At 70.2% G+C, this 20,736-nt stretch carries 19 protein-coding genes; 14 read left to right on the plus strand and 5 right to left on the minus strand.

From position 1 onward, the window contains the following. The 5 genes from ACW5F0_RS08080 (at position 1) to aroE (ending at position 5,310) form a co-directional block, all read left to right on the plus strand. Positions 1-1,014: a chorismate transformation enzyme, FkbO/Hyg5 family gene (locus ACW5F0_RS08080; protein WP_456965733.1), complete on the plus strand. Its 1,014-nt coding sequence runs from the start codon at positions 1-3 to the stop codon at positions 1,012-1,014. A gap of 196 nt (positions 1,015-1,210) precedes the next feature. Beyond that, the gene (locus tag ACW5F0_RS08085) at positions 1,211-1,636 is read left to right on the plus strand and encodes a post-PEP-CTERM-1 domain-containing protein (RefSeq protein ID WP_456965453.1); all 426 of its coding nucleotides are present in this window, start codon (positions 1,211-1,213) and stop codon (positions 1,634-1,636) included. After that, positions 1,629-3,236: a PA domain-containing protein gene (locus tag ACW5F0_RS08090; protein ID WP_456965452.1), complete on the plus strand. Its 1,608-nt coding sequence runs from the start codon at positions 1,629-1,631 to the stop codon at positions 3,234-3,236. Before ACW5F0_RS08085 ends, ACW5F0_RS08090 begins: the two co-directional genes overlap by 8 nt. Positions 3,237-3,308: 72 nt before the next feature. Then, entirely contained in the window at positions 3,309-4,298 is a 990-nt protein-coding gene (hemB, locus tag ACW5F0_RS08095; protein ID WP_456965451.1) for a porphobilinogen synthase, read from the plus strand. Positions 4,299-4,470: 172 nt separating this feature from the next. Continuing rightward, the gene (gene aroE, locus ACW5F0_RS08100) at positions 4,471-5,310 is read left to right on the plus strand and encodes a shikimate dehydrogenase (RefSeq protein WP_456965450.1); all 840 of its coding nucleotides are present in this window, start codon (positions 4,471-4,473) and stop codon (positions 5,308-5,310) included. 102 nt (positions 5,311-5,412) lie between these two features. Here aroE and ACW5F0_RS08105 read toward each other — a convergent pair whose 3' ends face one another. Further along, positions 5,413-5,952: a gamma carbonic anhydrase family protein gene (locus ACW5F0_RS08105; protein ID WP_456965449.1), complete on the minus strand. Its 540-nt coding sequence runs from the start codon at positions 5,950-5,952 to the stop codon at positions 5,413-5,415. Positions 5,953-6,069: 117 nt separating this feature from the next. On the opposite strand from ACW5F0_RS08105, the gene xth reads away from it, so the two are divergent. Further along, complete coding sequence (gene xth, locus ACW5F0_RS08110) at positions 6,070-6,843, plus strand: exodeoxyribonuclease III (RefSeq protein WP_456965448.1); 774 nt, start codon at positions 6,070-6,072, stop codon at positions 6,841-6,843. Positions 6,844-6,930: 87 nt separating this feature from the next. Here xth and ACW5F0_RS08115 read toward each other — a convergent pair whose 3' ends face one another. Both ACW5F0_RS08115 and ACW5F0_RS08120 read right to left on the minus strand, forming a co-directional pair. After that, positions 6,931-7,188 (minus strand): GlsB/YeaQ/YmgE family stress response membrane protein, encoded by a 258-nt coding sequence (locus tag ACW5F0_RS08115; protein WP_456965447.1) that lies wholly within the window; start codon positions 7,186-7,188, stop codon positions 6,931-6,933. 91 nt (positions 7,189-7,279) lie between these two features. Further along, positions 7,280-8,659 carry an AMP-binding protein gene (locus tag ACW5F0_RS08120; protein ID WP_456999479.1) on the minus strand — a complete coding sequence of 460 codons (1,380 nt, stop codon included), beginning with the start codon at positions 8,657-8,659 and terminating at the stop codon, positions 7,280-7,282. A gap of 112 nt (positions 8,660-8,771) precedes the next feature. Here ACW5F0_RS08120 and ACW5F0_RS08125 point away from each other — a divergent pair, with 112 nt between their 5' ends. From ACW5F0_RS08125 to ACW5F0_RS08155, 7 genes are all read left to right on the plus strand, one after another. Next, entirely contained in the window at positions 8,772-9,365 is a 594-nt protein-coding gene (locus ACW5F0_RS08125; protein WP_456965445.1) for a 4'-phosphopantetheinyl transferase family protein, read from the plus strand. A gap of 16 nt (positions 9,366-9,381) precedes the next feature. Then, entirely contained in the window at positions 9,382-10,032 is a 651-nt protein-coding gene (gene rsmG, locus ACW5F0_RS08130) for a 16S rRNA (guanine(527)-N(7))-methyltransferase RsmG (protein WP_456999481.1), read from the plus strand. A gap of 69 nt (positions 10,033-10,101) precedes the next feature. Continuing rightward, positions 10,102-10,890, plus strand: a complete 789-nt coding sequence (locus ACW5F0_RS08135) for a ParA family protein (RefSeq protein ID WP_456965443.1) — start codon at positions 10,102-10,104, stop codon at positions 10,888-10,890. Beyond that, positions 10,887-11,819: a ParB/RepB/Spo0J family partition protein gene (locus ACW5F0_RS08140; protein ID WP_456965442.1), complete on the plus strand. Its 933-nt coding sequence runs from the start codon at positions 10,887-10,889 to the stop codon at positions 11,817-11,819. Before ACW5F0_RS08135 ends, ACW5F0_RS08140 begins: the two co-directional genes overlap by 4 nt. Positions 11,820-12,023: 204 nt before the next feature. Next, complete coding sequence (gene rpmB / locus ACW5F0_RS08145) at positions 12,024-12,260, plus strand: 50S ribosomal protein L28 (protein WP_456965441.1); 237 nt, start codon at positions 12,024-12,026, stop codon at positions 12,258-12,260. Positions 12,261-12,270: 10 nt separating this feature from the next. Next, on the plus strand, positions 12,271-12,435 hold the full coding sequence (gene rpmG / locus ACW5F0_RS08150) for a 50S ribosomal protein L33 (protein WP_027070918.1): 165 nt from the start codon (positions 12,271-12,273) through the stop codon (positions 12,433-12,435). 189 nt (positions 12,436-12,624) lie between these two features. Continuing rightward, complete coding sequence (locus ACW5F0_RS08155; RefSeq protein WP_456999482.1) at positions 12,625-16,083, plus strand: PAS domain-containing hybrid sensor histidine kinase/response regulator; 3,459 nt, start codon at positions 12,625-12,627, stop codon at positions 16,081-16,083. Positions 16,084-16,232: 149 nt separating this feature from the next. On the opposite strand, the gene ACW5F0_RS08160 is transcribed toward ACW5F0_RS08155, so the two are convergent. Together ACW5F0_RS08160 and acs are read right to left on the minus strand one after the other, a co-directional pair. Then, positions 16,233-16,901 (minus strand): response regulator, encoded by a 669-nt coding sequence (locus tag ACW5F0_RS08160; protein ID WP_456965439.1) that lies wholly within the window; start codon positions 16,899-16,901, stop codon positions 16,233-16,235. A gap of 6 nt (positions 16,902-16,907) precedes the next feature. Then, positions 16,908-18,851, minus strand: coding sequence for an acetate--CoA ligase (gene acs / locus ACW5F0_RS08165; protein WP_456999483.1), 1,944 nt, complete (start codon positions 18,849-18,851; stop codon positions 16,908-16,910). Positions 18,852-19,058: 207 nt separating this feature from the next. Between acs and ACW5F0_RS08170 the strand changes: the two genes are divergently transcribed. Then, a complete protein-coding gene (locus ACW5F0_RS08170; RefSeq protein ID WP_456999484.1) occupies positions 19,059-20,486 on the plus strand; it encodes a DcaP family trimeric outer membrane transporter in 1,428 nt (475 codons plus the stop codon). Positions 20,487-20,736 lie beyond the last annotated feature (250 nt).

The raw sequence follows: 20,736 nt of genomic DNA on the forward strand, positions 1-20,736 counted from the left end.
CTGCCGCTGCCCACCGCCGTGCCTGTCGACGCGCCGCGACTCCAGGTCGAGTACGTCGACGCCGCGACGCCGGCGACGCTGCTCGCCGGTGACGACGTGCTCGCCGTCTTCGGATTCGGCGCCGGCGCGCCGGCCGCACTGGCCGACCCCCGCTATCTGCGCGTGCCGCTTGATCCGTATGGCCCCGCCTGCTTCGAGGTCTGGCACGGCAATGCGCCGGTAGTCCGGGGCCGCGACGATGGCGTGCGCTGGGCCAGCGACGGCCAGCTGCTGTTCGGCGCGATCGAGGTCCCCGAAGGCAACGACGGCATCCAGGAAGCGGCGCGGCGGGCCTATGCGCGCCTGGCGGCGTTCACCGCCAGCAGCCGGACCCCCCACCTCCTGCGCATCTGGAACTACGTCGACGCCATCACCCTGGGCGCGGGCGACGACGAGCGCTACCGCGCCTTCTGCGTCGGACGCGCGCACGGACTCGGCGACTTCGACGTCCAGGCCCTGCCCGCCGCCACCGCCATCGGCCGCTGCGACGGCGAGCGCGTGGTGCAGGTGTACTGGTTGGCCTCGGCCGCGCCCGGCACGCCGGTGGAGAACCCGCGCCAGGTGAGCGCCTACCGCTATCCGCGCCAGTACGGCCCGCAGTCGCCCAGCTTCGCGCGCGCCATGCTGCCGCCGCAGGGCAGCGCGATGCCGCTGCTGCTCTCGGGGACCGCGGCCGTGGTCGGCCACGCCTCGATGCACGACGGTGAACTGCTGGCGCAGCTGGACGAAACCTTCATCAATTTCGATGCCCTGGTGGATGCAGCGCGCGTGCACGATCCGTCGCTGTCCACCCGCTTCGGCGCAGGCACCCGGCTCAAGGTCTACGTGCGCGACGACCACGACCTGCCGCTCGTCGCCGACGCGCTCGACCGGCGCTTCGGCGACACCGTGCCGCGGCTGCTCCTGCACGCCGCGATTTGCCGCCGCGAGCTGGCCGTGGAAATCGACGGCGTCCACGGCAGCCCCATCGCCTGACGCAGCCTGCACCGTGCGCGGCCGTTCTGTTGCGGCGCACGATTGAGCAAAAGCGTGACTCGTTGCATATTCGGGGGCGGGCCAAGGTGACGCGGCCTGCCGGCAACATCCTTTGCATTGACCATGTGAGGCACCGTGGGGGACGGTGGCTACGGCCATGAACTTTCCGAGTGCCTCGATTCCGAGGAACGACCTGATGAAACGCACCACACTACTGTTGCTGGCCGGCCTGTCCGCCGGCTTCGCCGCGCACGCGACCGAGCCGGTCGCTGGCGAGACCACCACCACCTCCCATGCCGGCGTCACCGTCGCCATCGATCCCGCCACCGGCCGCCTGCGCGCGCCGACAGCGGCTGAACAGGCCCAGCTGCGCACCAACGTCAGCGCGCGCATGCGCACTGCCGATCCCATGTCCATCGCCAAGCCGGGTCCGCGTACCCGCGCGGAAGCCGAGCGCACCTTCCGCCGCCACCGCGACGGCTCCTTCTCGATGGCGACTTCGGACGACATGATGTCCTTCGCCACCGCCACCCGACTCGAGGACGGCTCGATCGTCATCGGCCACGGCGATGCCGACGGCCATGCCGCACCCCTGACCACCGTGGAGGCCGTCCGTGAATAAGACCCTCCTCGCCTGCGCCCTCGCGGCCGCGTCCACCTTCGCCATCGGCAGCGCCGATGCCGCCAACGTCGTCCTGGTCAACATGAACGCCCCGAACGTGGGCCTCAACGACCCGACGCCGGCCACTCCGATCGGCCTCAACCCGGGTACCACCGTTGGCGAGCAGCGCCAGATCGCCTACCAGTTCGCCGCCGATCTCTGGGGCGCCGTGCTGGAGAGCGACGTCGACATCCGCGTACGCGCCCAGTTCACCGCCCTGAGCTGCAGCGCCACCAGCGGCGTGCTCGGCTCGGCGGGTGCCCTGACCGTCCACGGCAACTTCGCCAACGCCGGCGTGCTTGACACCTTCTACGGCGCCGCGCTCGCCGACTCGATCGCCGGCACCGACCTGAACCCGGCTGGCGACGACATCAACAGCAACTTCAACGCCAACCTCGGCAGCACGGGCTGCCTGGAAGGCTCCGGCTGGTACTACGGCCTGGACGGCAACACCCCGGCGGGGATGATCAACTTCATCGACGTGGTGATGCACGAGATCGGACACGGCCTGAACTTCCAGGGCTTCTACAACCTCGCCAGCGGTGCTCCCTTCAACGGCTACCCGGACATCTACTCGAGCTTCGTGTTCGACAACAACTCGGGCCTGGCCTGGATCGACATGACCGATGCCCAGCGTGTGGCGGCGGCAACGGGTGGCGCGCTGGCCTGGACCGGCCCCAGCGTCAGCGACCAGGTCCCGGTCGCGCTTGCCCCGAAGATCGCGCTGTCGGCGAGCGGTTCCGTCACCGGCACCTTCGAGTTCGGCACCGCCGAGTTCGGCGCACCGGCCACGCCGGCCAACTTCAGCGGCGCCCTGGTGCTGGTGAATGACGGCAGCGCCACGCCGACGCAGGGCTGCGTGGCCTCGCCCGCGAATGCCTACGCCGGCAAGGTCGCCGTCGTCGACCGCGGCACCTGCGCCTTCGAGATCAAGGCCAGGTTCGCCGAGGACGCGGGCGCGATCGCCGTGGTCGTGGCCAACAACGTCGCCGGCGTGATCCAGATGGCCGAGGACGCCACGGTGGTCGCCACCGTGCCCACCATCAGCGTCTCGCTGGCCGACGGCAATGCGCTGAAGGGCGGCATCCCGGGCACCGACGTGGCACTGCAGCAGATCGCGGGCGCCTATGCCGGCACCGACAGCAGCGGCCGCGCGCTGCTGTATGCACCGACCCCGCTGGCCCAGGGCTCGTCGTTCTCGCACTTCGACGTCAGCCACTCGCCCAACGCCCTGATGGAGCCTTCGATCAACCAGGACCTTGACGGCAACCTCCGCCTGGACCTGACCCCGGCCCTGTACGAGGACCTGGGCTGGGTGCTGAACGCGGGCAACGCCACCACCAACGGCGGTACCTGCAACACCGGTATCCCGGCACTGGAGATGCCAGGCCTGGTCGGCGGCGCCAACCTGCAGGCGGCCGACGCGCTGTGCCGCGACGTGCATGGTGGCGGCACCGCGGCCTACCGCAGCTGCATCGCGCCGTTCGTGAACACGCTGCGCGACCTCGGCTTCGTGCCGAAGTCCAAGGCCAGCGCCGTGACGCTCTGCACCAGGCGCTGATCACGCCATTGCGTTGAAACACAGGCCGGCGCCCTTCGGGGTGCCGGCCTTTTTCTTTCGTAGAATGGCGCCATGACCTATCCAGACACCCGCTTCCGGCGCATGCGCCGCGACGACTTCTCGCGCCGGCTGATGCGCGAGCACACGCTCACCGTCGACGACCTCATCTATCCCGTGTTCGTGCACGAGCCCGAGGGCCGCGCCGCGGTGCCTTCGATGCCGGGCATCGAGCGCATGTCGATCGACGAACTCCTGCGCGAAGCCGAACAGGCTTCGGAACTCGGCGTGCCGGCCCTGGCATTGTTCCCCGTGACCGCACCCGAAGCGAAGTCGCTCGACGCCGCCGCGGCCTGGGACGACGACGGCCTCTGCCAGCGCGCGGTGCGCGCGCTGAAGTCGCGCTTCCCCGAACTGGGCGTGATCACCGACGTCGCGCTGGATCCCTACACCAGCCACGGCCAGGACGGCATCGTCGACGACGCCGGCTACGTGCAGAACGACGTCACCGTGGAAGCCCTGGTTAAGCAGGCGCTGTCGCACGCGCGCGCCGGGGCCGACGTGGTCGCGCCCAGCGACATGATGGACGGCCGCATCGGTGCCATCCGCATGGCGCTGGAGGAAGACGGCCACGTCCATGTCCGCATCCTCGCCTACGCGGCCAAGTACGCCTCTGCCTTCTACGGCCCGTTCCGCGACGCCGTGGGTTCGGCCTCGGCACTGGGCAAGGCCGACAAGCGCACCTACCAGATGGACCCCGGCAATACCGACGAGGCCCTGCGCGAAGTCGCCGCGGACCTCGACGAAGGCGCCGACATGGTGATGGTGAAGCCCGGCATGCCCTATCTCGATGTCGTGCGCCGGGTGAAGGAGACCTTCGGCGTGCCCACCTACGCCTACCAGGTCAGCGGCGAGTACGCGATGCTCAAGGCCGCCGCCGCCAACGGCTGGCTGGACGAGCGCGCCTGCGTGCTCGAGGCGCTGCTCGGCTTCAAGCGCGCGGGTGCGGACGGCGTGCTGACCTACTTCGCGCTCGACGCCGCGCGCTGGCTGCGCGAGGGCTGATCGACGGACAGCCAGCCGGGCCAGCTGCCCCGCCAACCATTGTGGGAGCGGCTATAGCCGCGATCGCGGCTATAGCCGCTCCCACGATCACGGGTCGTTGCCGAACCCACAGGCGTAGACTGGCCCGACAGGGGCGGTGCGCCGCGTGCCGCCATGCTTCGGGGAGGCAGTCATGAAGCACTACGCCGTGTTCGGACATCCGGTCGGGCATTCGCTGTCGCCGCGCATCCACGCCGCCTTCGGCCGCGAGGCCGGCATCGCCATCGACTACACCGCCATCGACGCCGACATCGGCAGCTTCCGCCAGCGCCTGGCGGAGTTCTCCGCCCGCGGGGGCGTTGGCGCCAGCGTGACCCTGCCGCTGAAGCAGGAAGCCCTGGCGTTGTGCGCCGACGTCACCGAGCGCGCACGCCGCGCCGGCGCGGTGAACACCCTGGTGCGCAACGGCGACCAGTGGCACGGGGACAATACCGACGGCGAAGGCCTGGTGCGCGACCTCACCGGCCGCCACGCGCTCGACCTGCGCGCACGCCGCACCCTGCTGATCGGCGCCGGTGGCGCTGCACGCGGCGTGGCGCCGTCCCTGCTCGACGCCGGCATCGGCGACCTCTACATCGTCAACCGGACATCCGCGCACGCCGACGCCCTCGCCGACCAGATCGGCCAGCCCGGGCGCGTGCATCCGCGCCACTTGGCCGACATCGGCTCACTGGGCGAATTCGAGCTGGTGGTCAACGCCACGTCCGCCGCGCGCGGCGACGGACTGCCGACGCTGCCGCGCTCGCTGGTCGGCCGCCGCATGGCCGCGGTCGACCTCAACTACGGCGAAGCGGCCGTGCCCTTCCTCGCCTGGGGGCGCGCCAGCGGCGCGTACGCGGTCGTCGACGGCCTGGGCATGCTGGTGGAGCAGGCGGCGCTGGCATTCGCGCGCTGGCACGGCGTCGTGCCCGAGACCGACACCATCTATGGCGACCTGCGCGCCGAACACTCGCACCTGATCACGGCTGACTGATCCCGGGCTTTCGCCGGTTGTGGGAGCGGCTATAGCCGCGATCGTGCTGCTTCAATCGTGGCTATAGCCGCTTCCACAACCCGGCGATGCAGGGCAAGCCGGTCATCCAGCGGCGAGATACTCGTCCTTCAGCCGCACGTAGTGCGCGGCGCTGTACAGCAGGCCTTCGACCCCCGCGTCATCGATCACGCGCACGGGCTTGGCCGGGTTGCCCAGCCACAGCTCGCGGCTGCGCACCACCTTGCCGGGCGGTACCAGTGCGCCGGCGCCGACATAGCCGTGGTCTTCCACGACCACGCCGTCCATCACCGTGGCGCCCATGCCGATCAACACGCCGTTGCCGATCGTGCAGGCATGCACGATGGCACCGTGGCCGATGGTGACGTCATCGCCGATCAGCGTCGGGTAGCCGTCCATGCGCGAGTGCGGGCCGGCATGGCTGACGTGGACGATCGTGCCGTCCTGCAGGTTGCAGCGCGCGCCGATGCGCACGAAGTTGACGTCGCCGCGCACCACCGTGCCCGGCCAGATCGAACTGTCGTCGCCGATCACGACGTCGCCGATGACGGTCGCGGCGGGGTCGACGTACGCGCGCGCGCCGAGGGTCGGCAGCGTGCCGCGGAAAGGACGGATGTTGGCCATGGCGGGATTCTAGCCCGGCTATAGTCGCCGCCATAAGCGACGACACCACGGCGGCCGCGCTGCGACCGGCTGACCTTTTACGCACTGCGCGCGGATGCGCGAAACCGGACCCATCGAATGAAAATCGCCAGCTGGAACGTGAACTCCCTCAACGTGCGCCTGCCGCACCTGCAGCAGTGGCTGCAGGCCTTCGCGCCGGACGTCGTCGGCCTGCAGGAAACCAAGCTCGAGGACCCGCGCTTCCCCGACGACGCCCTGGCCGCGCTGGGCTACCGAAGCGTCTTCTGCGGCCAGAAGACCTATAACGGCGTCGCCATCCTCGCGCGCGAACGCGCCATCGACGAGGTGCAGTACGGCATCCCCGGCTTCGAGGACGAGCAGCAGCGGGTGATCGCCGCGACCGTGGACGGCGTGCGCATCGTCAATCTGTACGTCGTCAACGGCCAGGACGTCGGCACCGACAAGTACGCTTACAAACTGCGCTGGCTGGCGGCCGTGCACGACTGGCTGGCCGGCGAACTGCAGCGCCATCCGCGCATGGTGGTCATGGGCGACTTCAACATCGCGCCCGACGACCGCGACGTGCACGACCCGGCGGTGTGGAACGAGGGCCACATCCTGACCTCCACTGCCGAACGCGCGGCGCTGCAGGCCCTGCTCGACCTCGGGCTGCACGACGCCTTCCGGCTGCACAGCGACGAGGCGGGGGTCTTCAGCTGGTGGGATTACCGCCAGGCCGCCTTCCGTCGCGACCTCGGGCTGCGCATCGACCTGACGCTGGTGTCGGATGCGCTGCGCCCGGTGGCCGCGGCCTCGGGCATCGACCGCGAACCGCGGACCTGGGAGCGGCCCAGCGACCACGCGCCGGCCTGGGTGCAGCTGGCCGGCTGAGGCCCGCCGCACTGGCCCCCAACAAAGAAGGCCCGGGAATCCCGGGCCTTCGTGTCACGCCTTGTCGCGTGATTGCGTTGCGTCGGCTCAGCGGACGCTGCCGCGCCGGAACAGATTCACGATCGCCAGCAGCACGATGGCGCCGATCAATGCCGTGATCAGGAAGCCGAGCCAGCCGCCCCCCAGACCGAGGCCGATGGCCGGCAGCAGCCAGCCTCCGAGGAATCCGCCGATGATGCCGACGATGATGTTCAGCAGGATGCCCTGCTGGCCATCGGTGCGCATGATCATGCTGGCCAGCCAGCCCGCGATGCCGCCGACGATCAGGTAGATGATGAAGTTCATTGCTCCTCCAGTGCCTTGACTTCGCCGGAACGGCGCAACGCCAGTCTGGGGGGGGCTTTGTGATGGCAGCGTAGGCAAAACGGGAAGGCAGTCACGCCCCCGACAGCAACTCCAGCAGCCGCTGGCGCGGCAGCTTTCCGGTCTCGTTGCGCGGCAGCGCCGGCACCAGGCGCAGCGGGCGCGGCAGGAACACCGGATCCACCGCGCCTCGCAGCGCGTCGCGGACTGTCGCTTCGTCCAGGCCCGGCGCCACGACCACGGCGGCCAGCCGGCGTATGCCGCTGGCATCGGGTTCGAGCTGCACCAGGGCGGCGTCGCGCACGCCCGGAATCGCCAGCAGGCGGTGGGTGAGGTCGGACAGCGAGGCGCGCTTGCCCGCGATCTCCAGCAGGTCGGACTGGCGGCCGCAGAGGCGGAAGCGGCCGCCGGGCAGCAGCTCGACGATGTCGGCCAGCGCCACCGGCGCCCCCAGGTGCGCGGCATGCACCAGCGTGCCATCAGGCTGCGGGTGCAGGTCGACGCCGGGCAGCAGCGTCCAGGCCTCTTCGCTGGCGGTGCGGCGGCGCGCGAGGATGCAGGTCTCGGTCGAACCGAACAGTTCGCGCACTTCGCAGCCGAAGGCGGCTTCCGCGGCGCCGGCAAGCTCCGGTGGCAGCGGCGCGGTGGAGGTGACGATGCCGGCCAGCGACGGCAGCGCCACGCCGGATTCGACCAGCGCGCGCAGGTGCACCGGCGTGGTCACCAGCAGCGGCGGCTGCGGCGCGGCGGCCAGTGCGGCGGCGATGTCGACCGGGAAGAACGGGCGCGCCTCGTGCACGGCCACGCCGCCGACCAGCGGCAGCAGCACCGACATCTCCATCCCGTACATGTGCTGCGGGGGCACCGTGGCGACCACGTGCGCGGCGCCGTCGGCGGGCAGCATGCCGACCAGCGCAGCCATGTTCTGCGCGGTGCTGGTGGCGAAGCTGCCCCAGGTCTTGGTGTTGGCCTTGGGCGTGCCGGTGCTGCCCGAGGTGTAGCCGATGGCGACGATGGCGTCCCGGGCCACGCAGGGCATGTCGCCGTCGGCGCGCGGCAGGACGTCGGGCAGGCGCAGGTAGTGCGGCAGCGGCGCGATGTCCTCGCAGCCACAGGCATCGGCATCGCCCAGGCAGTAGCTGTCGGGGTGGTGGGCGCGGACGTCATCGATCGCCGCGCGCGTGCGCGACGGCGGCAGCAGCGTCACCTGGCCCCGCACGGCGGCCGCGGCGAAGGCGACCAGGAAGCGGTAGCGGTCTTCGCAGAGATTCACCGCATAGGGGCGGTCGGGCAGCAGCGCAGCCACGCCGCGCACGTCGGCCAGGAAATCCGACAGCGCCACGCTGCCGTGCGCGCCGAATGCCAGGGGGCGCTCCGGCGCGCCGACCGCCAGTGGTGACGCCTGGTGGCTGGCGGCGTCCTGCCGCCCGTGGATGCTGATGACTGCCGACATGCGTTCGATTCTCCCGGACGCGCGTGCGTTCCCCGTGACTGCGGCCGGATCCCCACCGGCAGGGGCGGTACTTTACGCTGGCCGCCCCCGTGTCGAAAGGATCACCGCCCTGATGCCGCTTGCCGCCGGCCAACTCCAGCTCGGCCCCGTCCGCTGCGCCTGGCGGCCCTACCTGCACGGCCAGCCGGCCGAGCCGCTGGCGCGCGAGTGGCTGGCGAGCGAACTCGACACCGCCGCCGACACCCTGGCGATCCACCGCACGGAGCACGGCCGCCCGCTGTTGGGCGCGCCGCATGCCGACTGGGACGCGAGCTGGAGCCACAGCGGCGAAGGGCTGCTGATGGCGCTGGCACACGGGCTGCGCGTGGGCATCGACCTCGAGGTCCGGCGGCCGCGGCCCAAGGCCGGGGTGCTGGCCGACCGCTTTTTCGCCCCCGAAGAGGCCGCGGCGCTGGCGGCCATGCCCGACGCCCGGCGCGAGGCCGCCTTCGTCCGCCTGTGGTGCGCGAAAGAGGCAGTGCTGAAAGCACACGGCCAGGGCCTGTCCTTCGGCCTGCACCGGCTGGTCTTTGCGCCCGAAGGCGACGACTGGCGGCTCGACGCCTGCGATCCACTGCTCGGCACCCCGGCCGACTGGACGCTGCGCACCTTCCGCCCCGCGCCCGACTACATGGCCACCGTGGCCTGGCGCGCCCGCTGGACCTGAGCCGGCGCCGCCTACAATGGCGCCCATGCATACCGATCCCCACGCCGCGCTCGATGCCGGCCTCGCCGCGCTTGGCCTGGATCCGGCGCTGGCCAGCCCGCTGCGCCGCTACCTGGAACTGCTGGCGCGCTGGAACCGCACCTACAACCTGACCGCCATCCGCGATCCGGGCGAAATGGTCACCCTGCACCTGCTCGACTCGCTGTCGATGCAAGTGCATGCGCGCGGCATCGCATCGCTGGCCGACCTCGGCGCCGGCGCCGGCCTGCCTGGCATTCCCCTGGCGATCGCGCTCCCGGAGCTGCAGGTCACGCTGGTCGAGTCGAACGGCAAGAAGGCGCGCTTCCTGCGCGAGGTGGTGCGCACGCTCGGGCTCGCCAACGCGCGCGTGGCCGAATCGCGGGCCGAGGCGGTGGACATGCCCTGCGCCTTCGAGGCGATCACCGCCCGCGCCATGGCCACGCTGGCCGACATCCTGGCCGTCGGCGGGCACCTGCTCGCGCCGGGCGGCCGTCTGCTGGCGATGAAGGGCGCGCGCCCGGATGCCGAAATCGCGGCGCTGCCCGCCGGCTGGCAGGTCGAGGCGATGCATCCGCTGGCCGTCCCGGGGCTTGACGCCGAGCGCCATCTGGTGGTGGTGGGCCGAGCGGCGCCAGCCGGGGCATAATCATCGACCCGGCCGGGGTTCCGGGCCGGGTCCTTCCGCCGCATTCCCTGCATCGAGGCAGCCGAGCCCATGGCCCGCATCATCGCCATCGCCAACCAGAAAGGCGGCGTCGGAAAGACGACGACGGCGGTGAATCTTGCCTCCGCGCTGTCGCAGACACCCAAGCGCGTGCTGCTGGTCGACCTCGACGCGCAGGGCAACGCCACCATGGGCAGCGGCATCGACAAGCGCGAGCTCGCGGCGTCCACCTGCGACGTGCTGCTGGAAGAAGTCGCCGCCGCCGATGCCGTGGTGCGCACGCCCGAAGGCTTCGACCTGCTGCCCGGGAACACCGACCTCACCGCCGCCGAGATCGAGCTGATGGACGAAGAGGGCCGCGAGCAGCGCCTCAAGCGCGCGCTCGATCCGCTGCGCCCGAAATACGACTACATCATCATCGACTGCCCGCCGGCGCTGTCGCTGCTCACGCTCAACGCACTCACCGCCGCCGACAGCGTGCTGGTGCCGATGCAGTGCGAGTACTACGCGCTGGAGGGCCTGAGCTCGCTGCTGCAGACCATCGAGGCGCTGAAGGCGCGGCTGAACCCGGGCCTCGAAATCGAAGGCGTGCTGCGCACCATGTACGACGTGCGCAACAACCTCACCAACGCGGTGTCCGCCGAACTCGTCACGCACTTCGGCGACAAGGTCTTCCGCACCATCGTGCCGCGCAACGTGCGCCTGGCCGAAGCACCCAGCCACGGCCAGAGCATCGTCGGCTACGACCGCGCCTCGCGCGGCGCCATCGCCTACCTCGGCCTGGCCGGGGAGGTGATCCGCCGCCAGCGCGAGCGCGAACAGAAGGAGAAGGCGGCATGACCGCTGGCAAGAAGGCGGCCCCCGCGAAGGCCGCCCCCAAGAAGCGCGGTTTAGGCCGCGGACTCGAAGCACTGCTCGGCCCCAAGGCCGCCGAAGAAGCCCCGGCGCTGGAAGCGCGTCCGGGCGACGCGCTGCGCACGCTGCCCGTGGACGCGCTGGCGCCCGGCAAGTACCAGCCGCGGCGGCACATGGACCCGGCCAAGCTCACCGAGCTTGCGGAATCGATCCGCGCCCAGGGCGTGATCCAGCCGATCGTGGTCCGCCAGCTGCCCGACCGCACCTTCGAGATCATCGCCGGCGAACGCCGCTGGCGCGCTTCGCGCGAAGCCGGCCTGGCCGAGATCCCGGTGGTGGTGCGCGAGGTCGACGACCGCACGGTCGTAGCCATGGCGCTGATCGAGAACATCCAGCGCGAGGACCTGAACCCGCTGGAAGAAGCGCAGGCCCTGCAGCGCCTGATCGACGAATTCGACCTGACCCACGCCGCGGCCGCGGAAGCCGTCGGCCGCTCGCGCGCGGCGGTATCCAACCTGCTGCGCCTGCTGGAGCTGCCGCCGGCGATCCGCGCACTGGTCGAGGCCCGCCGCCTGGAAATGGGCCACGCCCGCGCCCTGCTGACCCTGTCGCCGGAGCTGGCGAGCAAGCTGGCGTCTGATGCCGCGGAGCATGGCTGGTCGGTGCGCGAGGTGGAGCACCGCGCCCAGCAGTTTGCCGCGGGCCGCGTGCCCAGCACCGCGAAAAAGAAGGCCGGCAGCGGCGCGGCCAGGCCGCATGCGGACATCGTGGCGCTGGAGAACGAACTCTCGGAAGTGCTGGCGACCAGGGTCAGCATCGCCCACGGCCGCGGGAACAAAGGCAAGCTGGTGATCCACTACAGCGACCTGGATTCGCTGGACGGGGTGCTGGTGAGGCTACGCCGCCAGCGCTGAGCTTGCCTGGAGGCGAAAAACCACGCACAATGCTCGGCTCGCTGCGTCCGGTCACCCTTGAGGTGGCCCCGGCGGCCCGGAGTGCGATCCGGCGCCCCGCCCGGCAGCGACCTTGACCCGCTTCGCATGGCATGCCCCGAAAGGGCTTGCCGGGGCCGCCGTCCCCCAGGCCATGGGGTACACCAATCACCATCGAGGTGCGTTATGTCCCGAGTTTGCCAGGTCAGCGGCAAGGGCGTGCAGACGGGTAACAACGTCTCACACGCCAACAACAAGACCCGCCGCCGTTTCCTTCCCAACCTGCACGAGCGCCGGTTCTGGGTCGCCAGCGAAAACCGCTGGGTGAAGCTGCGCGTGTCCGCCCATGCCATGCGCACCATCGACAAGAACGGCATCGACGTCGTTCTGGCCGAACTCCGCGCCCGCGGCGAAAAGGTCTGAGGAGAACACCATGGCTAGCAAGCGCGACAAGATCCGACTGATCTCCTCGGCCAACACCGGCCACTTCTACACCACCGACAAGAACAAGAAGAACACGCCCGGCAAGATGGAGATCAAGAAGTACGATCCCGTCGTCCGGAAGCACGTGATCTACAAGGAAGGCAAGATCAAGTAAGGCCTGCCTCCGACTGTTCCGCGAGAAGCCCGCCGCAAGGTGGGCTTTTTCGTTTTTGGGAACGGCCATGGCCGCGATGGCACGCGCTATCCTCCCCCGGTGACTTGTGGGAGCGGCTATAGCCGCGATTGACAGTCGCGAACGCCGATCGCGGCTATAGCCGCTCCTACGGGAAGGAGGGGAACGCGGATGCTGCCGGGCTGGATCCTGCTGCTGGTCTCACTGGGATACGCGGCGCTGTTGTTCGCGGTCGCCTGGTGGGGCGACCGCCATCCGGTGCACATGCGCGCCGGCGGCACCTGGCTTCGGCCGCTGGTCTACAGCCTGTCGCTTGCGGTGTATTGCTCGTCGTGGACGTTCTACGGCGCGGTCGGTACCGCGACCCGCAACGGCATCGGCTATTTCGCGATCTACCTCGGCCCGCTGCTGATGCTGCTGTTCGGCTGGCGCATCCTCGAGCGCCTGGCGCTGGTCGCGCAGAGCCAGAGCACGGTCTCGATCGCCGACTTCATCGCCGCCCGCTACGGCCGTGCGCAGCGGCTGGCGGCCCTGGTCACGCTGATCGCGCTGATCGCGGCGGTGCCCTACCTCGCGCTGCAATACAAGGCGGTGGCGCTGAGCCTCAACGTGCTCGGCGGCGGCGACGAACTGCTGGACAGCATCGGCGACCCGGCACTCTATGTCGCGGTGCTGATGGCGCTGTTCGCGATCCTCTACGGCACCCGCCAGGTCGATGCCACCGAGCACCGCCCCGGCATGATGCTGGCGATCGCGCTGGAGTCGATGGTCAAGCTGGTGGCGCTGGTATTCGTCGGCGTGTTCGCCGTGTTCTGGTTCAAGGGCAGCGACCTGCCGCTGGCCGAGGCCACGACCGCCCTGCTGTCGCAGTCGGCGCCGACGGGCTTCATCGGCCAGACCCTGCTCGCCTTCGCCGCCATCATCTGCCTGCCGCGGCAGTTCCACGTGGCGGTGGTGGAATGCATGGACGTGTCCGACATCCGCCGCGCACGCTGGATGTTCGGCGGCTACCTGGTGCTGGTGTCGCTGGCGGTGCTGCCGATCGCGGCGGCCGGCCTGGCGATGCACGGCGGAAGCGCCGGCGCCTCCGCCGACACCCTGGTGCTGAGCCTGCCGCTGGCCGAGGGCCGCGACCTGCTGGCGCTGTTCGCCTACGTCGGCGGCTTCTCGGCCGCCACCGGCATGGTGATCGTGTCCAGCGTGGCGTTGGCGACCATGGTCTCCAACGACCTGGTGATGCCGCCGCTGCTGGCGCGCGGCTGGGCGCAGCGCCGCGGCGGCAACGTCGCCTCCACCGTGCTGTGGATCCGCCGCGTCGCCATCGTCTGCTTCGCGGCGATGGCCTACGGCTACTACCGGGTCAGCGGCAGCGACACCACGCTCGCGTCCTACGGCCTGATGTCGTTCGCGGCGGTGGCGCAGTTCGCGCCGGCGCTGATCGGCGGACTGTACTGGCGCGGCGCCAGCCGGCAGGGCGTCGAGGCCGGATTGCTGCTGGGCTTCGGGATGTGGATCTACACCCTGCTGCTGCCGACGCTGACCGAGGCGGGCTGGTTCGACGGCGCGTGGCTGCTGCAGGGGCCCTTCGGCATCGAATGGCTCCGCCCCTACCAGTTGTTCGGACTGGCCGGCTGGGACCCGCTGACCCATGGCACGTTCTGGTCGCTGCTCGCGAACATCGGCGCGCTGTTCCTGGTCTCGGCGCGCTGGCGCCCGAGCTTCGAGGAGCGCCTGCGCACGGCGCCCTTCCTCGATCCCTATTCCTCAGCGCAGCTGCTTCCGGGCACCGGCGTGCCGCACTCCTCGGTACAGCTGGGCGACCTGATGACACTGGCCGGCCGCATCGTCGGCGAGTCGACCGCGCGCCGCGCCTTCGCCGACCACGCCGCCGGCAGCGAGCGCGAATTCGATCCGGCCACCCCCACCGACCGCGCCTGGGCGCAGTTCACCGAGCGCCTGCTGGCGGCCGCCATCGGTGCCGCCTCGGCGCGCCTGGTGATGACCAGCGCGCTGAAGGGCTCCGGCATGGACGTGGCCGAGGTGGTGGCGGTGCTCGACGAGGCCGGCCAGGACCTCAGGTTCGACCGCGCGATCCTCTCGGCCACGCTCGACAACCTCGACCAGGGCGTGAGCGTGGTCGACCGCGACATGCGCCTGGTGTCCTGGAACCTGCGCTATGCCGAAATGTACGGCTACCCCGAAGGCATGCTCTACGTCGGCCGTCCCGTGGCCGACCTGATCCGCTACAACGCCCTGCGCGGCGAGCTCGGCGGCGGCAGTCCCGACATCGACACCGAGGTCGAGAAGCGCATCGAGTACATGCGAGCCGGTTCGCCCCACGTGTTCGAACGCGTGCGCAGCACCGGCCAAGTGGTGGAGATGCGCGGCCAGCCGCTGCCCGGCGGCGGCTACGTCACCAGCTACAGCGACGTCACCGAATACAAGCGCGTCGAACGCGAGCTGCGCGAGGTCAACGAAACGCTGGAGCAGCGCGTCGCCACCCGCACCCGCGAGGCCGAGGCCGCGCAGGCCTCGCGCACCCGCTTCCTCGCTGCGGTCAGCCATGACGTGCTGCAGCCGCTCAACGCCGCGCGCCTGTTCGCCTCCGCGCTGCGCGAGAGCGACACGGCCGCCGAGCAACGCCACCTCGCCGAACGCGTGGACACGTCGCTGCGCGCCGCCGAGGAACTGCTGGAGGGCCTGCTCGACGTCTCGCGCCTGGACACCGGCGCGCTGGAGCCGCAGCTCTCCGACTTCGACGCCGCCGAACTGCTGGCCGAGCTTGCCGCCCAGTACGCGCCGTTGGCCGCGGCCCGCGGCATCGACCTGCGCGTGCACGCGCGACACCTGCCCGTGCGCAGCGACCGCCGCCTGCTGCGCCGCGTGCTGCAGAACTTCCTGGCCAACGCACTACGCTATACCCGCGAGGGCCGCATCGTGCTCGCGGCCCGCCCGCGCGGCGGCGCCGTCGAACTGCAGGTCTGGGACACCGGCCCAGGCATCCCCGACTACCACCTGCGGCAGATCTTCGACGAGTTCTTCCGCATCGACCAGCCGGGCAGCTGGGATGCGCAGGGCCTGGGCCTGGGCCTGTCGATCTGCCAACGCATCTCCAGCGTGCTCTCGCATCCGCTGAACGTGCGCTCGCAGCCCGGCCGCGGCAGCATGTTCGCGATCCGCACGCCGCGCTCGGCGCTGGCCGAACTGCCGCCCGCGCCGGTGCAGGCGATCAGCCTGCCCGACTCGCTCGACGGCATGCGCGTGCTCTGCGTGGACAACGACGTCGACATCCTCGCGGGCATGGTGCTGCTGCTGGGGCGCTGGAAGATCGAGGTGCTGCGCGCGACCACGGTCGACGAGGCGCTGCAGAAGATGGCCGAGACGCCAGACGTGCTGCTGGTGGACTACCACCTGCATGACCGCATGGATGGCCTGGATACACTCGACGCGCTGCGCGAGCATGGCCCCCGCGTGCCCGGCGCGCTGGTGACCGCCGACGGCAGCGACCAGGTGAAGCGCGATGCGCGCGCGCGGGGTTATCGCGTGCTGACCAAGCCGATCAAGCCGGCGTCACTGCGGGCGTTCCTGGCGGCGCAGCGGAGTGCGCATGTGGCAGGGCATACGCCCTGACCACCGGACCGACCAACTGACAAGAGCCCTGTAGGAGCAGCTAAAGCTGCGACCAGCAGCCCGCGAGATCGATCGCAGCTGTAGCTGCTCCCACACGGGGTTGGGGGCGCGCGGATTGCATGGTTGGTGCGGGACGCACGCAGGAACGGTCAGTCGGCTTCGTCGGGCTGGGGCGCTACCGCGCCCGGCTCCAGCGCCAGCTTGCCGGCGATCAGCACCGCCTGGGTGCGGTTGTTCGCGCCGAGCTTCCGCAGGATCGCCGTCATGTGCGCCTTGATCGTGGCCTCGGACACGCCGAGTTCCCAGGCGATCTGCTTGTTGAGCAGGCCTTCGCCCAGCATCTGCAGCACGCGGAACTGCTGCGGCGTGAGATCGGCCACGCGCTGGGCGGCATCGTGTTCGTCGGCACCGGCGGCCGGAGCGGCATGCGCGGCGGCCGGGGCCCAGCGGTCGCCTTCCAGCACCTGGGTCAACGCCAGGCCCAGGGTGGCGGAGTCCACGGACTTGGGGATGAAGCCCATCGCGCCGTGGTCGAGCGCGCGGCGCATCACTGCGGGCTCCTCGCGCGCGGACACCACGACCACCGGCAGCTCCGGATGCTGCGCGCGCAGATGCACGAGCGCGCTGAAGCCATGCGCCCCCGGCATGTTGAGGTCAAGCAGCAGCAGGTCGGCGTCGGGCTCGGCCTCGACCAGCGCATAGAGCTTGTCGACGTTGTCGGCCTCGTGCAGCGTGGCGCCCGGCAGCACGCGCGCAACCGCCCCCCGCAGCGCTTCGCGGAACAGGGGGTGGTCGTCGGCGATCAGCAGGGTGGCCACGTGCGTCTATGCACCTCGTCGGTTGCCCAGCAGTGCGTCGACCACGGACGGATCGGCCAGGGTGCTGGTGTCGCCGAGCTGGTCGGGCGCGTTCTCGGCGATCTTGCGCAGGATACGCCGCATGATCTTGCCCGAGCGCGTCTTCGGCAGCGCCGGCGCCCACTGCAGGAAGTCGGGCGATGCGATCGGGCCGATCTCCTTGCGGACGTGCGCAACCAGCTCCTTCAGCAGTTCGTCGCTTTCCACCTCGCCCGCCACCAGGGTCACGTAGGCGTAGATGCCCTGGCCCTTGACGTCGTGCGGGAAGCCCACCACCGCGGCCTCGGCCACCTTCGGGTGCAGCACCAGCGCGCTCTCGACTTCGGCGGTGCCGATGCGGTGGCCGGAGACGTTGATCACGTCGTCGACGCGGCCGGTGATCCAGTAGTAGCCGTCGGCGTCGCGGCGGCAGCCGTCGCCGGTGAAGTAGGTGCCGGGATACGCGGCGAAATAGGTGTCGAAGAAGCGCTCGTGATCGCCGTAGACGGTGCGCATCTGGCCCGGCCAGGAGTCGAGGATGACGAGGTTGCCCTCGGCCTCGCCCTCGAGGAAATTACCCGCCGGGTCCACGATCGCGGGCTGCACGCCGTAGAACGGCCGCGTGGCCGAGCCGGGCTTGGTCGGCCAGGCGCCGGGCAGCGGCGAGATCAGGATGCCGCCGTTCTCGGTCTGCCACCAGGTGTCGACGATCGGGCAGCGGCTGTCGCCCACGACATCGTGGTACCAGCGCCAGGCCTCGGGATTGATCGGCTCGCCGACGCTGCCGAGCAGGCGCAGCGACTTGCGCGAGGTGCGCTTCACCGGCTCCTCGCCCTCGCGCATCAGCGCGCGGATCGCGGTGGGCGCGGTGTAGAAGATGGTGACCTGGTGCTTGTCGACCACCTGCCAGAAACGCGAGGCGTCGGGATAGCTCGGCACGCCCTCGAACATCAGCGACGTGGCGCCGTTGGCCAGCGGGCCGTAGACGATGTAGCTGTGGCCTGTCACCCAGCCGACGTCGGCGGTGCACCAGTAGACGTCATCGTCCTTGATGTCGAACACGCACTCGTGGGTGAAGGACGCGAACACCAGGTAACCGCCGGTGGTGTGCAGCACGCCCTTGGGCTTGCCGGTCGAGCCCGAGGTGTAGAGGATGAACAGCGGGTCTTCCGCGTTCATGCGCTCGGGCTCGCAGGTGTCGGGCTGGCCATCGACGACCGCGTCATACCAGCGGTCGCGCGGCATCTGCATGTCGACCGCGCCGCCGGTGTGGCGCACCACCAGCACGGTTTCGACGGTGGTGGTGCCCGGAAGCTTGAGCGCGGCATCGACGTTGGCCTTCAGCGGGACCTTCTTGGTGCCGCGCAGGCCTTCGTCGGCGGTGATGATCAGCTTGGCCTTGCAGTCGCCCACGCGGTCGGCGATCGAGTTGGCGGAGAAGCCGCCGAACACCACGTTGTGCACCGCGCCGATGCGCGCGCAGGCCAGCATCGCCACCGCGGCCTCGACGATCATCGGCAGGTAGATGGTGACGCGGTCGCCCTTGGCGATGCCGAGGTTGCGCAACGCATTGGCCAGGCGACAGACGCGGGCATGCAGCTCGCGGTAGCTGACGCGGAGGGCCTCGCCATCGGGCGAGTCGGGTTCGAAGATCAGCGCGGTCTTGTCGCCTCGCGTGGCGAGATGGCGATCGAGGCAATTGACGCTGACGTTGAGCTCGCCGTCGTCGAACCAGCGGATGCGGAAGTCCTTGCGGTCGAAGCTGACGTCGCGGATGCGGGTCGGCGGCTTCATCCAGTCCAGGCGCTGCGCGATGCGGCCCCAGAAAGCGTCGGGGTCGCGGATGGACTCGGCGTAGTCGCGCTCGTAGTCGGCCGGTTTGACGTTGGCCTGCGCGGCGAAGCCTTCGGGGACGGGATACAGATCGGTCATGGTGGTTCACCCTCCTGGAACGTGTCGACCCCAGTTTGCCGCATTGCAACGCAGCCGGGCTTAGACCTTGGTCTATCCGCGGGCCGGCATTCGACCAATGGCGAATAGGATCGCCCGGCGATGCAACGCAGCATCGTGCGGGCACCGTCCGCAAGGCCACTTTGGCCCGCCGGACAAATCCGTGCGCCGCTATTCCGGAGGGAAACCATGACCGCACCGCTCGCCCCCCAGGGGACATGCCTGGACAGGCCCCGGCCTGCCGTGAAAGCCCCGCGGCGCCTGCTCGCGGCCGCCGTGATGGTCGCCCTGCTGGCGCCGGGCGTGGCGCTGGCCCAGACCGCCAAGGAACGTGAGCTCGAAGCCCGCGTCGCCCAGCTCGAACGCATGGTGGAGCAGCTGCTGGCCGCGCAGGACCAGACCAGCGCCACCGTGGCCGAAACGCAGGCACAGGTGACCGAGGTCCGCACCGCCCAGGCCGCCGCGCCGGCCGCCCCCGCCGCCGACGATGGCAAGCCACGGATCCAGTCCTCGCCGATCATGACCGCGGCAAGCCCCGGCACCACCTTCTCCTACGGCGGCATGATCAAGTTCGACACCATGGTCACCGACACCAGCGACGGCCGCATCGCCGACGGTGGCGCAGGCCGCATGTTCTACCTGCCTTCCACGATCCCCGTGGGCGGTCCCGGTGCGGACGGCGGCGACGCGTACTTCGACTCGCACGCCGCGTTCTCGCGCTTCTGGCTGGGCGCCGACCACGTCACCGAGGGTGGCGACAAGGTCAAGGCGCTGATCGAGGTCGACATGTTCGGCGGCGGCAGCGCGAACCTGGGCAACGAGGCCTCCACCAACACCCACGGCGTGACCGTGCGCCACGCCTACGTGAGCTGGAACGAGTGGATGGCCGGCCAGACCTGGTCGAACTTCATGGACCTCGCCGCGCTGCCTGAAGCGGTCGATTTCGTCGGCCCCACCGACGGCACGATCTTCGTGCGCCAGGCGCAGCTGCGCTACAGCAAGGGGCCGTGGTCGTTCTCGATCGAGAACCCTGAGACCACCGTCACGCCCTACCTGGGCGGTGCCCAGTTCCGCACGGGCGACAACAGCCTCCCCGACGTGACCGCTCGCTGGATCACCAAGGGCGACTGGGGCCACTTCTCGGTGGCCGGCATGCTGCGCCAGTACAAGTACGCGAACCAGGACGACAGCGGCGGCGCGGTCAGCGTCTCGGGCCGCTTCAACATCGGCGCCAACGACGACATCCGCTATGCCGTCAACGCCGGCTCCGGCATCGGCCGCTACCTGGCCTTCGGCCTGGGCAGCGACGTGATCGCCGACGCCAGCGGCAACATCCACGCACTCGACGGCTACGGCGCCTTCGTCGCCTGGCGCCATGCGTTCACGCCCAAGTTGCGCAGCAACCTGATGTACTCGCGCGCCGAGTTCGACAACGACAAGGCGCTCACCGGCTTCGGCGTCACCGAGATGGCGCATTCGTTCCACGCCAACCTGATCTACTCGCCGTTCCCGAAGCTCGACATCGGCGCCGAACTGATCTTCGGCCAGCGCTTCCTCGAGGACGATCGCGAGGGCGACCTGAGCCGCCTGCACACGCATATCAAGTATTCGTTCTGAGGCACGCCCGCGGCGCCTTCGGGCGCCGCATTCTTTCGGAAAGCATCCCGCACCGCCCGGCACCCAGCGTGCCGGGCTTTTTTCTGGTTCATCTCCCAAGTCCGGGGAAACCGCTTCGACGAGGAGTGCCTGCTTCTTTCGCTACGCCTCACCGTGACCTGGAGAGCCCCGCCGCGGCCGGGAGGCCTTCGCGGCTCATGTCCCCCGGCATCCGCCTGGCGGCGGATGCCTCCTCCTTTACTTCCCCGCG

The organism is Luteimonas sp. A534 (assembly GCF_054072805.1).